Raw genomic sequence first — 14,620 nt, forward strand, 5'->3', positions numbered from 1 at the left:
CCCTCCGCACGAGGTAAAAGAACAAGGTTAACCAACAGGCCGCGCCGAAGACAGCTCAGTCTTGGGTCTTGTTCAATTCCTGCTGGGCCAGACGATCACCGGCGCGAGCGGCCTGACGCAACAGTTCGTGGCCAATGCGCTGATCGCGGGCGCTGCCGCATTCACGGCACATCAACTGGCCCAAACGGCTTTGCGCCAGCACCACACCCTGGCGGGCAGGTTGCTTGAGCAAATGACCGGCCACGTGTTTGACGCTGGGGCTGGCGCTCAGGCGCGGGTTATCCAGCAGCCAGATCGCGACCCGCAAAGAAAAGCGTTTGGGTGCTTCAGTGGATGTATTGGGACGAGCAACAGAGGAAGTAGCGGTGCGGAACTTCATACGACACTGTAGGGCAGAACAGAAGGCGCGCCACTCTACTCCTTTTTTCGTCCGGGTAAAGCCCAAAAAAGTCGATACCCTTGATCTAGAGCAAGCGCTTTGGACAATCCACAGATCCTGTGGATAAGTCAGTGGACAACCTTGCTTTAACCCCCGCAAACGCCCACCCCGCGCGGCCTCAGGTCAAACTGTCGATTTTTTCACCAATTAAAAAAAACGATGTTTTTCATTGACTTAAATTTACAAGGCAGGCTAGCAAGAGCAAAACACGGGTATCTGCGCTGATTTTGCCACCAGCACTGTTAATGTGCACAAGCTCACATTCAGAGCAAAAAACCGGGCCTTTACCGGGCACGGCTTGCACGCTGACGCACCGCTGCGGCGCTTCATTCAAGGGGCTTGTTGCCGACAGAACACACACACGGCGCTACTGGCGAAACCGCTGAAATGTACTAGTCAGCGCCACACGCCAACCTGAGGTTGCGGCATGGCCACATAAAGTATTTTTGCTAGCATACTTGCGTTTAAAAATTCAACCCGTTAGTATCCGCAGCGTTAGTACCAAGCTGAAAGTCAATTCGGGCCGAACAAATCCCTCCAGCACCTCGCAAAAAGCGAACGTAAGCTGAACAAACGGGATCGACCCCCTCGATGGTTTCCAGGTAAATCTTGCGACGATACGGCCTCTGCACAAACGCACAGGGTATCGCGAAGTTCTTTTACTCTGACCGAACCAACCTGCAAATTGATCAGGATCTTCACCCGGAGCACGGAACCTTAGCTCCTGTTGTGACTGCCTGCCCTCCTAAGTACCTACCTGCCAGCCCAAGCGCCACATACTTAATGCGCTCCAACTGGCGGCTTTGTTCCAGTCAGGTTCTTCGTCCAGCCAAAGAATGGCTCGACGTCACTGGAACGTTTTAACGCAGCACGGATCAGATTCCGTGTCATTTGTAGGAACACCTAATAACTATGTCTACTCAAATCCATACTCAGGATGCCATTCGCACCCTAACCAACGCCTTTGCCCCAATGAACTGCCTGATTATGGCCGCTCGCAAAGGATGCTTCAGTTTCACCCTGGTCAACGAACACGGTATTGCCCGTCACAGCGAACGCCTGTACCCCGACCAGTATTCCAGCGCAGAACCTCTGCAAGCTGTGATCGAGCGTACCCGTCAGGCCCTGATTGCCTGACAGCTTGAGCGCTACACATCAAGCCCTGCCTGATTAGCAGGGCTTTTTATTGCCTGCACTTTAAGAAATATCCGGCATTGTTTAATTACTTGCGGATATATAGCCCGCTGACCGAAGCTTTAAATGTTTTAAAAACATAACTTTACAGCGAGAATCTGACACTACACTTCAACTCAAGCGGCATGATCCGCTTCCAGCGACCCCTTCCGATCCACTGCTGCCAAGCGCATGGGCCTCGCTGGTCATTTTCAGGCCTCGAGGACTTTATGGGTATCGCTGCCAGAGAGTTGAGCCATTACGTGATCCGGCCAACGCTTCTGTATCTGGGGCAAGACAACCCGGATGCAGAAGCTTTGTTGCTAGGTATTGCGGCCAGCCAGTCGCACCTGGGCTCGGCCCTGCACGATCGCCACGGTCACGGCCTTTATTGCATACGTGAGATACGCCATGCGGATCTGTGGGACCAATACCTGGCCCACGACCCGGATCTGGCGAGCCTGGTTCGCGGGCTGGCCAGTCAGCATGCGTTTTTGTGCAGCCCTCATATCGAGCTCACGGTTAATTTGCGCTACGCCACCGCCATTGCCTGGCTGTTGATAGAGCAACACAAAGTCGTTGTCCCCGCGGCTGACGATTTATTGGGCATGGCAAGGATCTGGCGCCAAGCCTTTGAACCACATGGACGTTTGCGCGATTTTGCCCACGCCTGGCACAGCTGCGTCTCACCTCTCAACCAGATTGCTTGAGATTCCCACCTACTATAACAACGTGTAAATGATTTAAAACCGGTCGGATTGTCCTACAAAACATCGCTATCTTCTTCGATTTAGCCTATAGCGCAACCACAAAAATGTTGGTAGTTTTCGTCCGGTGATCATAAGGAGTTCTAATAATGAAAAAAGTAATGCTCAAGACCACACTTGGCCTCGCCGTCACTTTGGCTTCCAGCCAGATTTTCGCTAGCGGCTTCGCACTCAACGAACAAAGCGTCAGCGGTATGGGGACCGGCTTCGCAGGTCGTTCATCTTCTGCCGACGATGCAAGTACCGTTTTCGGTAACCCTGCCGGTATGTCCCGCCTCAGCGGCCAGCAAGTAACAGGCGGTATCGCTGTTATTGATGCTTCGACCGATATCAAGGATGCCCGTGGCAGCATCTCGGGTACCAATAAAGGCGACATGGTTCCATTTACTGCCGTCCCTATGGGCTTTTACACCAACAAGCTCAATGACGAGTGGGCCGTAGGCTTCGGTGTTTATGCTCCGTTCGGCCTTGTGACCGACTACGAAAGCAGCTTCCAGGGCCGCGGCTTCGGCAGCAAAAGCGAAGTAAAAGTTGTAACCCTGCAACCTACCGTCAGCTATGCATTCAACGACAAGGTATCGATCGGCTTTGGCCCGACCATTAACCGCATCGCCGGTACACTCGAGTCCGAAGTCAGACTGACCCCGAACCCACTGGCCGGGGCAGGCGACAGCAATGTAAAAATCAAGGGCGACGATACCGCTCTGGGCTTTAACGTTGGTGTATTGGTACAGGCTACCGATACCACTCGCGTTGGTTTGACTTACCACTCCAAGGTTAAATACAAGCTCGAAGGCCACACTAACGTCACGGCCAGCAGCGACCCGTTCACGGCTGCCCGCCTGAAAAGCAACCGTTATGACGCCTCGCTGAAAATCGACACCCCTGAATCCTGGGACCTGTCGGTTACACAAGAAATCAATGACGCGTGGAAGGTTTATGCAGGTACTACCTGGACTCGCTGGAGCCGCCTGAAAGACATCACCGTAGAGAACGAAGGCGTAACTGCCGCTGCCGGCGGCGCCGCATCGCCCGCACTGTTCAGCACCATCAAGGAAGAGCAGAACTGGCACGATACCTGGGCATACGCCATCGGTACTTCGTACCAGTTGAACAAGCAGTGGGTACTGCGTACCGGTCTGACCTGGGACCAGTCGCCTACCAACAATGAAAATCGCTCGCCACGTATCCCTACCGGCGACCGTACAATTTTCAGCTTGGGTGCCGGTTATGCCGTCAATGACAACCTGAACATTGACGTGGCTTATTCCTACCTCAAGGAAGAGTCCGTCAAGGTTGATGACGCCAAACCTCAGATCGGTAGTTACTACAGCTCCAAATATGAAAACAGTGCTAACGGTTTTGCTGTAGGTGCAACCTACAAGTTCTGATTCTCCGCGAGGCTAATCCCCTCGCCAGCTGAATCAAAAAAATCCCCGCTCTCGTTACCGAGGCGGGGATTTTTAATGGCTTCGATTCAAGGCCTTGAAGCAATGGCCTTGTCGATGGCCTCGATCAATTCAGGACTGTCGGGCTTGGTTAAACTGGAGAAGCTGGCAATCACATTGCCCTGGCGATCCACCACATACTTGTAGAAGTTCCACTTCGGCGCGTTACTCTGCTCGGCCAGTACCTTGAACAGGTGCGCGGCATCAGGCCCGCGCACATGCTGAGGATCGATCATGGTAAAGGTCACGCCGTAATTGACGTAGCAGACCTTGGCCGTCTCCTCACCATCCTTGGCCTCTTGCTTGAAGTCGTCTGAAGGCACGCCGATCAGCTCCAGCCCCTGGCCCTTGTAGCGCTGGTTCAACGCCTCAAGCCCCTTGAACTGCGGAGCAAATCCGCAAAAACTCGCGGTATTGACGATCAACAGCGGTTTACCGGCAAAGCGCTGGCACAGATCAATCGATTCCTTGGCCCGCAACTTGGGCAACGAGCCCTCCAGTAAAGGCGGGCAATCCGCCGCCCAGACCGAACCGGCGCAGGCCAACAGCAATACAGGCATCGCAATCCAGCGCTTAAGCATCATCGGTGTCCTTGAGAAAGAGGCAAGCTCAGAACTTACTCATCCGCCGCTACACTAGCAAGCACCCATACCCAACTGCATCAAGGCCAGCCCACCCTGATGCCAGCCCCACCAGACAAGAGCCAGCAACAAGGCACCGGCACTGACTGCACCCAACCAGATCCAGCTTGCACTCATCCTAAACTCCCTTGCGCCTGCAAACGGGCCACCGGGCGCTCGCGCACGGGCCAGTTCAAGGCAGCCGCCAACAGGCTCAACAAAATCGAGACTTGCCAGATCAGATCATAGCTTCCGGTCTGATCATAGACCACGCCACCCAGCCAGCCGCCCAGAAAAGCCCCCAGCTGATGAAAGAGAAACACGATCCCGCCCAGCATCGACAGGTTACGCACGCCAAACAGGGTCGCCACCGTGCCATTGGTCAGCGGTACCGTCGACAACCACAAAAAGCCCATGGCCATGCCAAACAGGTAAGCGCTGAGTTGTGTGATCGGCGCCCACAAAAACAATACGATCACCACCGCCCGCGCCAGGTACAAGGCCGTCAGCAAGCGCGGCTTGGACATGCGCCCGCCGAGCCAGCCAGCCGTGTAAGTACCGAAGATATTAAACAGACCGATCAGCGCCAGCACCGTGGTGCCAACTGTCGCCGGCAAATGCTGATCCACCAGATAGGCTGGCAGGTGGACACCGATAAACACCACCTGAAAGCCGCAAACAAAAAAACCCAACGCCAGCAGCCAGAAGCCCGAATGCGAGCAGGCCTCACGCAGGGCCTCCCTGAGGGTTTGCTCACCGCCCAGGCTTGGCAGCGGACGATCCTTGAGCATGCCCACTAATGGCACAATCATCGCCACCAGCACGCCCAACACCAAAAGCGCCGTCGACCAGCCGAGCCAGCCAATAAGGCCCAGGGTGCCGGGCAACATGGCAAATTGACCGAAAGACCCTGCGGCACTGGCGATGCCCATGCCCATGCTGCGTTTTTCTGCAGGCAGGGCACGGCCAACCACCCCCAGAATTACCGAGAACGATGTGCCCGACAGGCCGATACCAATCAGCAACCCCGCACTCAACGACAGCGACAGCGGTGAGTCTGCCAACCCCATCAGCAACAGCCCTACGGCATACAGCACGCCGCCAACGATCACCACTTTCGCCGCGCCAAAGCGATCAGCCAACGCCCCGGTAAAGGGCTGTGCCAAGCCCCAGATCAGATTTTGCAGGGCGATGGCAAATGCAAACACCTCGCGCCCCCAGCCAAACTGCGCGCTCATGGGCGGCAGAAACAACCCGAAGCCATGCCTGACACCCAACGACAATGCCAGAATGAGCGCACTGCCAAGAAGAACCCAAGCGCTGTTGCGCCACACCGTTGTCATTATTATTCTCCGGAAGCGGGTATATACCCATTTAAAGTCAAACGACTGAGTTTCAGTCTTTACCCGCCAGCTCATCCAACAGTTGCAACAGCTGCGCACGCCTGGTTTCGCCCAAACGGTCCATCAAGCGCTGCTGGGCGGCCTCCCAGGCCGGCAAGGCAGCCGCAAGGCAGTCCTCACCTGCCCGAGTCAGGCACACCAGCCGGTTACGCTGGTCTGCGCCCTCAGTCATCTTCAGCAACCCGGCGCCCTCAAGCACCCGCACATTACGCCCCAAGGTACTGCGATCCAGCCCCATGGCTTCTGCCAGGGTGGAAATGCTCGGTTGATCGAGCCGCTTGAGATTGCACAGCAAGGAATACTGGGCGACGTTGATCCCGAAGCCATCGAGAGCGCCGTCGTAGTGCCTGCTCACGCCACGTGCAGCACGTCGCAGATTGGTACATAAACACTGGGTTGGTAACATTTTGTATGTATATACCCGCAATAAAAGACAATCAAGATTTATGTAACGCCACCCGCCCGGTTTTTTGTGGGAGCGGGCACGTGCACCGTCAGATCAGCGCCAATCCTACCAGCACCAGCACTTCGAGCAGTTCCAGCAGCGCCCCGGCGGTATCACCGGTAGTGCCGCCCAAACGACGGATCATCACCCTGCGCAACCAAACGAACCCCAGCGCTGCCAGGCCAAGCGCCCACCACCCCGAATAACCGACCAACAGTACACAAACCAGGGCACTAAGCCCCAGCACCCACCAGCCTGCCTTGCGTGGCAGATGATCAGCCAGCGCCTGCCCCAAGCCACCCGCGCGCACATAGGGCGTAGTCAGGAATACTGCCAGCAAAGCACTGCGCCCGATCAAAGGGACAATCAGCAAGGCAGTACCGTTGCCCTGCTCAAGCAACGCCAGCAGCGCGCAAAACTTGAGCAACAGCACCAGAATCAACACAACCACCGCAATCGGCCCGCTGCGCGGATCTTTCATGATGGTCAGCGTACGCTCACGATCACCAAAACCGCCTAACCAGGCATCTGCACTATCAGCCAGGCCGTCCAGATGCAAACCGCCACTGAGCAACACCCAAAGGGTCAGCAACAAGGCGGCGTGCAACATCAACGGCGCATCGGACAACAGCCCGCTAACGCCGTACAGCAGCAGGCCGAACAACAATCCCACCAGCGGGTAAAACAACAAAGAGCGCCCCAGTTCTTGAGGCTGGGGCATCCCGGGCAAGCGAATCGGCAAGCTGCTTAAAAACTGCAGGGCAATCCAGAACGGCAACATCACTCGCCAACCTCGAGCAACTGATCATCCGCACCGACCCGCAAACCAATGAGCGCGCCGTGGCCCACAGACACTTGCAACAGATGCTCACGGGGCAAGCCACGAGCCCGGGCCAGCAACAGTTTCATTACCCCACCATGGCAAACCACCAGCAAACGCTCACCGGCGAACTGTTGCTGCAAACGGCTGACGGCAGCCAACACCCGCGCCGAAAACGCCAGCACTGGCTCACCCTCGGGCGGAGTAAAAGCATAGGGGTCAGCCCAGAACAAGCCCAGGGCCTGCTCGTCGGTTTCCATCAGCGCCGCTGCACTGCGCCCTTCCCACGCACCAAAATGCAGCTCTTGCAGATCTTTGTCGAAAGACACGGGAATATCGAGCTGCACGCTCAACTCCCGGGCAAACAATGCACAACGCTGCAACGGCGAGCTGACGATACGATCCCACGGCCCTTTGCCCTGGACCGCATCACGCATTTGCGTCCAGCCCAGAGCCGTCAAGGCGTCGTCCAGGCTGCCGCGCAAACCGCCTCCCAGCTCGGTTTCGCCATGACGCAGCAAATCCAGCTGTACGGTCATGCCGGGCGATCTGCCACTGCGGCTTGGGCAAACGTCGCCATCTGCCCGTGCAGGTCGCAGGCCAGGCGCATCAACGGCACCGCCAGCGCAGCACCGCTGCCCTCGCCCAGGCGCAATCCCAGATCAAGCAGTGGCTCGGCCTGCAGGCTCTCGAGCACATGACGATGGCCCTGCTCTGCCCCGCGATGGCTGAACACCAGCCACTCACGACACTGTGGATTCAGGCGCACGGCGACCATGGCCGCAACGGTGCAGATAAAGCCATCGACCACCGCTACAATCCCCTCCTGAGCGCAGGCCACATAAGCACCGACCAGGGCTGCAATTTCAAAGCCACCCAGACGAAACAGGGTCTGCAGCGGATCATCGAGATGCCCCTCGTGAAACGCCAGCGCCCGCTCAATCACCCGTGCCTTGTGGCTCACTCCCGCCGCATCCAGGCCAGTGCCCGGCCCGGTCAACAGCGAAGCCGGACAAGCGAGCAACGCACTGGCCACCGCACTCGCGGACGCCGTGTTGCCGATGCCCATTTCACCGCCAATAAACACTTCACTGCCTGCCGCCTGCGCCCGCAGCACGCTGTCGCGCCCGGCCTGCAGGGCTCTCAAACCCTGGCTGTCAGACATCGCCGGGGCCTGGACGAAATTGGCCGTACCCGCACCCAACTGCAGGTGCCGCACCCCGGCCAGCTCCAGCATCGGCGTGACCGTACCCAGGTCCACGACATCCAGTTGCGCACCCAACTGACGGGCCAACACGCTGATCGCCGCGCCGCCGCTGACAAAGTTATGCAGCATTTGCCCGGTCACCGCCTGCGGATAAGCCGAGACACCCTCGGCAACCACGCCGTGATCGCCGGCGAAAATGCCGATCCAAAGTTGATCGACACGGGGCTTGAGCCGCCCTTGCAACCCGGCCAGTTGCACTGCCAGCGCCTCAAGTTGACCTAGCGAGCCCGCGGGTTTGGTCAGTTGTTGCTGATGCTCGCCCGCAGCAGCTTGCATGTCACGATCAACGGGTTTGCAGGGCTTCAGCCACCAGGGGGTGCTCATAGTGCAGTTCCTTTCAACGTCAGGGGCAGGCCAGCCACTGTCAACACGACTCGCTGACAGCGCTCGGCCAGGGCTTGATGCAACCAACCGGCTTCATCGACATAGCGGCGAGTCAATTCGCCCAGCGGTACGACACCCATTCCGGTTTCGTTGCTGACAAACAGGATTTCGCCCGGCAGCTCAGCCAGGCATTCCAGCAGCGCATCACGCTCGGCGTTCAGGCGCTGAAGGTCTTCAAGCATCAGCAGATTGGTCAGCCATAGCGTCAGGCAATCAACCAGCAGGCAAGCATCGGCGCGCGCGTTGTCGCGCAGTACGCGGGCCAATTCGACCGGTTCTTCAATCAGCGCCCAATGTTCAGGGCGGCGTTCGCGATGATGGCGCACGCGCTCATTCATCTCGCCGTCCAGCGGCTGGCTGGTGGCGATATAGGTAACAGCACATCCAGACTCGGCCGCGAGCTTTTCAGCCAGACGGCTCTTGCCCGAACGGGCGCCACCCAAAATCAGTTGCAGCATGTCAATTAACCTCTGGAAATGCGGCAAGTCCACTGTGGCAGAGAGCCTGCTCGCGAAGTGGCATTGTTCGTGAGCAGGCTCGCTCCCACACGATTCAAATTCCGCACAGTTCGCGCAAGTACGCCGTATCCAGGTGGTTTTCCACCAGATCCGCCAGCCGCTCGATATCCCGCTCGCGCAGGGCGTGGTAGTCCACGGCCTGCACATCCTGCAAACCGGCCCAGCGCAGCAACGCGCTGCAAGCGGCAGGGGATTCGAACAGGCCATGCAGGTAAGTACCGAGAATCTGCCCGTCCGCGCTTTGTGCACCCTCACGGCGTCCGTCATCCAGATGCACTGCTGCCTGCTCCAGAGCAGCCCCCGTCGTCACGCCCGCGTGAATTTCGTAACCCATGACCTCGGCGTTTTCCAGGGCCAGGTGCCCGCGCACATTGCGTAACTGTTTTTCGGCAGCCAGTTCGGTACTGAATGCCAGCAAGCCCAGCCCGGCACTGCTGCCCGCAGTGCCTTCAAGGCCCAGCGGGTCGTGCACCTGCTCACCAAGCATCTGCAAACCGCCGCAAATGCCCAGCAGCTTGCCGCCATAGCGCAAGTGACGGCTGATGACCGTGTCCCAGCCATTGGCGCGTAAATAGGCCAGATCACTGCGCACGCTTTTGGAACCGGGCAGGATGATCAGGTCGGCAGGCGGGATGGGCTGCCCCGGCCCGACAAACTGCAAGTCCACTTGCGGGTGCAGGCGCAGCGGGTCGAAGTCGGTGTGGTTGCTGATGCGCGGCAGCACCGGCACCACCACCTTGAGCACCTGGTCGGCCTTGTCGGTCTGGCGCTGGTCGATGCCGTCCTCGGCCTCAAGGTGCAAGTCCATCACATAGGGCAGCACACCGATCACCGGTTTGCCGGTGCGCTGTTCCAGCCAGTCGAGGCCGGGCTGGAGCAGCGCAATATCGCCGCGAAAGCGGTTGATGATAAAGCCCTTGACCCGCGCCTGCTCGGTGTCCGAGAGCAATTCCAGAGTACCGACCAGATGAGCAAACACGCCACCACGATTGATATCGGCGATCAGCACCACCGGGCAGTCCACCGCTTCGGCAAAGCCCATGTTGGCGATATCACCGGCTCGCAGATTGATCTCGGCCGGCGAACCGGCGCCTTCTACCATCACCACCGGGTACGCCGCACTCAAACGCTGGTGCGAGGCCAGAACGGCCTGCATGGCGATGGCCTTGTAATCGTGATACGCCACGGCATTCATGCTGGTGACAGCACGACCATGAATGATTACCTGGGCTCCTGTGTCGCTATTGGGCTTGAGCAGCACCGGATTCATGTCCGTGTGCGGTGCCAGCCCGGCTGCCTGTGCCTGTACTGCCTGGGCGCGACCGATTTCACCGCCTTCGGCCGTCACAGCACTGTTGAGCGCCATATTTTGTGGTTTGAACGGTACCACCGCCACGCCCTGACGGGTCAGCCAGCGGCACAGCGCCGTCACCAGGGTGCTTTTACCGGCATCGGACGTGGTGCCCTGCACCATCAACGTGCTCATAAGGATTCCTTGGTGTACGCCGCCAGAGCCTGCTCCAGGCGCAGCCAGTCAGCTTCTTCGGCTGGCAGGCCAAAACGCACGCTGCTGTTGTGGGTAAACAGGCGCAGCAAAATGCCGCGGTGCGCCATAAACTCGTAAAGGCTATCGGCATGGGAGGTGATCAACCACTGGAACAGCGCACAGCCCCCTTGCGGCGGCAGATCATGCAAGCCCAACAGACGTTCCAGACGCCCGCTGGCCAGTTCGCTGCGTTCGCGCTGACGAGCTTGGGCCTCGGAGTCGAGCAGACAGGCCTGGCCGACAATCCGCGTCGGGCCGCTGACCGCCCAGGGACCGACTTGCTCGGCCAGCAACTTGAGTAACTTGAGTTCAGCCAGCACAAAACCCAGCCGAACGCCCGCCAGGCCAAAAAACTTGCCGAAAGAGCGCAATACGATCAACCCGGTACGCTGGGTATGCGCGGCCAGGCTCAGTTGCGGCGTGTTGTCCATAAAGGCTTCGTCCACCACCAGCCAGCCGCCGCGCTGCATCAGCCGCGCATGCCACTCCAGCAGGCGTTCCGGGGTCAGACTCAAGCCCGTGGGATTGTTGGGGTTGACCACCACCAGCACATCCAGTGTGTCGATGTAGAAGTCGATTTCCTGCTCCATGATTTCCCGCACGATATGCCCGCTGCGCCGCCACGCATGGGCATGCTCGGCGTAACACGGCGACAGCACGCCAACCTTGCCGCTACGGCGCAAACGCGGCAGCAACTGAATGGCACACTGTGAACCCGGTACCGCCAGCACATGCGGCGCGCCGTAATAGGCGCAGGCCGCTTGCTCAAGGCCGTCATCGGCCTCAGGCAAGCGCGCCCAGGCACGTTCGGGCACCTGGGGGATAGCAAAGGGCCAGGGCGCCAGGCCGGTGGACAGGTCCAGCCAGTCCGCTTCGGCAATGCCGTAGTGCAACGCCGCCTTGCGCAAACGCCCACCGTGCTCAAGCATAGAATTCACTCCAGACACACAGGATCAGCAGCCACAGCCATACGCCACGCTGCACCAGTTGCCAGCCACGGCCGATCGACTCGGCGTCCGCCGGTGCACCTTCGCCCAATTGCGGGCGCTCATGCAGTTCGCCGTGATAAATCGCCGGGCCACCCAACTCAACACCCAGCGCTCCGGCACCAGCAGCCATGACCGGGCCGGCATTGGGGCTGTCCCACAGCGGTGCCTGCTTGCGCCAGCTCTTCAGGGCCAGTCGGGTTTTACCCAAAGCGGCATAGGTCAACGCAACCAACCTTGCAGGAATATAGTTAAGAACATCGTCGATCCGCGCCGCAGCCCAGCCAAAACGCTCAAAGCGTTCGTTGCGATAGCCCCACATGGCATCCAGGGTATTACTCAAACGATAGAGCACCACCCCTGGCGCACCCGCGACCACAAACCAGAAAATCGCGGCAAATACCGCATCGCTGCCGTTTTCCAGCACCGACTCGGTGGCGGCGCGGGCCACTTCGGTAGAATCCAGCTCACTGGTCTGACGGCTGACCAGATAACCCACCCGCGTGCGCGCCTCATCCAGGTTATTGGCGCGCAATGCCTCGGCTACTGGTTGTACGTGCTCACCGAGGCTGCGCATGCCCAGTGCGCAATACAGCGCCGCAATGTCCACCAGCCAGCCAATATAAGGCAGCCAGGACAGGGCCGTGGCCAGGATTGTCAGCGGCAGCACTGCCAGTACCCAGGCCGTGACACCATGACTGCGCCAGCCACGGCCGCCGGAATTGAAACGCTGCTCAATACGCTCGGCCATACGGCCAAAGGCAACCAGCGGATGCCAGCGTTTGGGCTCGCCGAGCAACGCATCCAGCGCCACCCCGGCAACGCACAGCAACGCCACACTCATGGACTCACTCCCCAATAATTCTCGTACACCAGTTCACTGAGCGGACGCGCTTGCGCCCACCCTTCCAGGACCAGCATCGGCGCCGGATAAAACGCCTCGACCGGGCCCAGGCACAGTACAGCGAGCGGCTTGGCCCCGGCAGGCAACCCCAGCAGATCAGCCAGTGCCTGCGGTTCGAACAATGACACCCAGCCCATGCCCAGCCCTTCGACCCGGGCCGCCAGCCACAGGTTTTGAATGGCACAGGACAAGGACGCCATGTCCATTTCCGGCAGCGTACGTCGACCAAAAATGTGCTTTTCGCGGTCATCCATCAACGCAGCCACCAGCACCTCAGCGCAATCGTTGATACCTTCGACCTTGAGCGTCATGAATTCATCGGAGCGCTGGCCCAGGGCATCCGCGGTGCGTACCCGCTCTTCTTCCACCAGACCCTGGATCTTGCCGCGCAGCTCGCGGTCAGTGATGCGGATAAACCGCCACGGCTGCATCAAGCCCACGCTCGGGGCTTGATGCGCCGCTTCCAGCAAACGCGACAACAACTCGGGTGCCACAGTGCCACCACTGAAGTGGCGCATATCACGACGCTCGGCGATGGCGCGGTACACGGCGGCGCGTTCTTGCGGGCTGAATGCGTTATCGCTCATGGCACCTTCACGGCACATGGCGCAAACAACGCGGCAATGGCCTGAGGATTGGACGGGAAGTAAAAGTGTACATAAGAAGCGGTCATTCGCCCTTCGCGATACACCGCTTCGGCGCCGCGCCCGCCATTGGGGCTCAGGCCGCGAGCAACAGGCTCAAGTTCGGTACTGGTCAGCGAGTGGTGGTAGGTGTGGCCGCGCAACAGCCCTTCAGGCATGTCCACAGCTTGCAGCGCCAGGGCAGCCAGGCGCTTTTGCATCGTCGCCTCCCCTGCCAGCAAGCCAACCAGTTCGGCGCGCTGGCCCTCGACATCGGTCAGGGCATCGAGCAGGTAAAGCATGCCACCGCACTCGGCCAGCAGCGGTTTACCGGCCCTGTGGTGTGCGCGAATCGCCGTGAGCATCGGCACGTTGCGCGACAGCTCAAGGTGATGCAGTTCAGGGTAACCACCGGGCAAATACAGGCTGTCTGCTTCAGGCAGCTGACTGTCACGGATCGGTGAGAAAAACACCAGCTCGGCGCCCATATCACGTAATAACGCGAGGCTGGCGCCATAAGTGAAGGCAAAAGCTTCGTCGCGAGCCACGGCAATTCGCACACCTGCCAGCAGCGGCTCGACGGCCACCGGCTCAGGCGCAGCGAATTCAACCGGCGGTGGCAGCGCTACCTCACAGGTGCTGGCCAGGGCATTGGCCGCCGCATCCAGGCGCGCATCCAGATCATTCAGCTCGCTGGCCTGCACCAGTCCCAGATGACGGCTTGGCAGTTCGATGCCGGTTTCGCGGGACAGCGCGCCGTACCAGCGCAAGCCTTCGGTCAGGCTGCCTTCGAGCAACTGTGCATGGCGTACAGTGCCAACTCGATTGGCCAGCACCCCGGCAAACGGCAGATCCGGTTGATAGCGCGCCAAACCAAGGGCCAGCGCACCAAAGGTTTGGGCCATGGCAGTGCCATCAATCACCCCCAACACCGGCACGCCAAAATGTCGTGCCAGATCGGCGCTGGAAGGCGTGCCGTCAAACAGCCCCATCACACCTTCAATCAAAATCAGGTCCGCCTCACCGGCGGCGTCCCACAGCAGGCGACGGCTTTCCTCGGCGCCCACCATCCACAAATCCACCTGATACACCGGCGCACCGCTGGCGCGCTCCAGGATCATGGGGTCGAGAAAGTCCGGGCCACACTTGAACACCCGCACCTTGCGCCCCTGATTGCGATGCAACCGGGCCAAAGCCGCTGTAACCGTGGTCTTGCCCTGACCGGAAGCCGGCGCGGCGATCAGCACCGCCGGGCAATGACGTGACGCTCTCATACT

Annotated in this window: 17 protein-coding genes; 3 read left to right on the forward strand and 14 right to left on the reverse strand. The window is 59.4% G+C overall.

Annotated elements, in window-relative coordinates; genetic code table 11:
* Nucleotides 1-55 precede the first annotated feature (55 nt).
* Nucleotides 56-379, reverse strand: coding sequence for a hypothetical protein (locus ACP7BE_RS09020; RefSeq protein WP_095003098.1), 324 nt, complete (start codon nt 377-379; stop codon nt 56-58).
* 972 nt (nt 380-1,351) lie between these two features.
* Between ACP7BE_RS09020 and ACP7BE_RS09025 the strand changes: the two genes are divergently transcribed.
* The 3 genes from ACP7BE_RS09025 to ACP7BE_RS09035 all read left to right on the forward strand — a co-directional run bounded on the left by ACP7BE_RS09025 (nt 1,352) and on the right by ACP7BE_RS09035 (nt 3,770).
* Entirely contained in the window at nt 1,352-1,576 is a 225-nt protein-coding gene (locus ACP7BE_RS09025; RefSeq protein ID WP_019407963.1) for a hypothetical protein, read from the forward strand.
* A 266-nt stretch (nt 1,577-1,842) separates the two neighbouring features.
* Nucleotides 1,843-2,322, forward strand: coding sequence for a hypothetical protein (locus ACP7BE_RS09030; RefSeq protein ID WP_095003097.1), 480 nt, complete (start codon nt 1,843-1,845; stop codon nt 2,320-2,322).
* Nucleotides 2,323-2,468: 146 nt separating this feature from the next.
* Nucleotides 2,469-3,770, forward strand: a complete 1,302-nt coding sequence (locus ACP7BE_RS09035; RefSeq protein WP_095003096.1) for an OmpP1/FadL family transporter — start codon at nt 2,469-2,471, stop codon at nt 3,768-3,770.
* Nucleotides 3,771-3,856: 86 nt separating this feature from the next.
* On the opposite strand, the gene ACP7BE_RS09040 is transcribed toward ACP7BE_RS09035, so the two are convergent.
* The 13 genes from ACP7BE_RS09040 to ACP7BE_RS09100 form a co-directional block, all read right to left on the reverse strand.
* Nucleotides 3,857-4,408 (reverse strand): glutathione peroxidase, encoded by a 552-nt coding sequence (locus ACP7BE_RS09040; protein WP_165446506.1) that lies wholly within the window; start codon nt 4,406-4,408, stop codon nt 3,857-3,859.
* Nucleotides 4,409-4,462: 54 nt separating this feature from the next.
* Entirely contained in the window at nt 4,463-4,585 is a 123-nt protein-coding gene (locus ACP7BE_RS09045; protein ID WP_254925250.1) for a hypothetical protein, read from the reverse strand.
* Nucleotides 4,582-5,790: an MFS transporter gene (locus ACP7BE_RS09050; protein ID WP_095003094.1), complete on the reverse strand. Its 1,209-nt coding sequence runs from the start codon at nt 5,788-5,790 to the stop codon at nt 4,582-4,584. Before ACP7BE_RS09050 ends, ACP7BE_RS09045 begins: the two co-directional genes overlap by 4 nt.
* A 52-nt stretch (nt 5,791-5,842) precedes the next feature.
* A complete protein-coding gene (locus ACP7BE_RS09055) occupies nt 5,843-6,256 on the reverse strand; it encodes a MarR family winged helix-turn-helix transcriptional regulator (protein ID WP_095003093.1) in 414 nt (137 codons plus the stop codon).
* 88 nt (nt 6,257-6,344) lie between these two features.
* The gene (locus ACP7BE_RS09060; RefSeq protein ID WP_095020937.1) at nt 6,345-7,076 is read right to left on the reverse strand and encodes an adenosylcobinamide-GDP ribazoletransferase; all 732 of its coding nucleotides are present in this window, start codon (nt 7,074-7,076) and stop codon (nt 6,345-6,347) included.
* On the reverse strand, nt 7,076-7,654 hold the full coding sequence (cobC, locus tag ACP7BE_RS09065; protein WP_426105590.1) for an alpha-ribazole phosphatase family protein: 579 nt from the start codon (nt 7,652-7,654) through the stop codon (nt 7,076-7,078). The genes ACP7BE_RS09060 and cobC overlap by 1 nt, the downstream gene beginning before the upstream one ends.
* Nucleotides 7,651-8,706 (reverse strand): nicotinate-nucleotide--dimethylbenzimidazole phosphoribosyltransferase, encoded by a 1,056-nt coding sequence (cobT, locus tag ACP7BE_RS09070; RefSeq protein WP_095003090.1) that lies wholly within the window; start codon nt 8,704-8,706, stop codon nt 7,651-7,653. The genes cobC and cobT overlap by 4 nt, the downstream gene beginning before the upstream one ends.
* Nucleotides 8,703-9,224, reverse strand: a complete 522-nt coding sequence (cobU, locus tag ACP7BE_RS09075; RefSeq protein ID WP_095003089.1) for a bifunctional adenosylcobinamide kinase/adenosylcobinamide-phosphate guanylyltransferase — start codon at nt 9,222-9,224, stop codon at nt 8,703-8,705. Before cobU ends, cobT begins: the two co-directional genes overlap by 4 nt.
* A 94-nt stretch (nt 9,225-9,318) precedes the next feature.
* A complete protein-coding gene (locus tag ACP7BE_RS09080; RefSeq protein ID WP_315264560.1) occupies nt 9,319-10,770 on the reverse strand; it encodes a cobyric acid synthase in 1,452 nt (483 codons plus the stop codon).
* Nucleotides 10,767-11,759, reverse strand: coding sequence for a threonine-phosphate decarboxylase CobD (gene cobD, locus ACP7BE_RS09085; RefSeq protein WP_095003087.1), 993 nt, complete (start codon nt 11,757-11,759; stop codon nt 10,767-10,769). The genes ACP7BE_RS09080 and cobD overlap by 4 nt, the downstream gene beginning before the upstream one ends.
* Complete coding sequence (cbiB, locus tag ACP7BE_RS09090; protein ID WP_095019427.1) at nt 11,752-12,660, reverse strand: adenosylcobinamide-phosphate synthase CbiB; 909 nt, start codon at nt 12,658-12,660, stop codon at nt 11,752-11,754. Before cbiB ends, cobD begins: the two co-directional genes overlap by 8 nt.
* Nucleotides 12,657-13,307 (reverse strand): 5,6-dimethylbenzimidazole synthase, encoded by a 651-nt coding sequence (bluB, locus tag ACP7BE_RS09095; RefSeq protein ID WP_095003085.1) that lies wholly within the window; start codon nt 13,305-13,307, stop codon nt 12,657-12,659. Before bluB ends, cbiB begins: the two co-directional genes overlap by 4 nt.
* Nucleotides 13,304-14,617 (reverse strand): cobyrinate a,c-diamide synthase, encoded by a 1,314-nt coding sequence (locus tag ACP7BE_RS09100; RefSeq protein WP_426105594.1) that lies wholly within the window; start codon nt 14,615-14,617, stop codon nt 13,304-13,306. Before ACP7BE_RS09100 ends, bluB begins: the two co-directional genes overlap by 4 nt.
* Nucleotides 14,618-14,620 lie beyond the last annotated feature (3 nt).

The organism is Pseudomonas sp. TWR1-1-3 (genome assembly GCF_049896805.1).
In the GTDB taxonomy this organism is placed as follows: domain Bacteria; phylum Pseudomonadota; class Gammaproteobacteria; order Pseudomonadales; family Pseudomonadaceae; genus Aquipseudomonas; species Aquipseudomonas bubulae.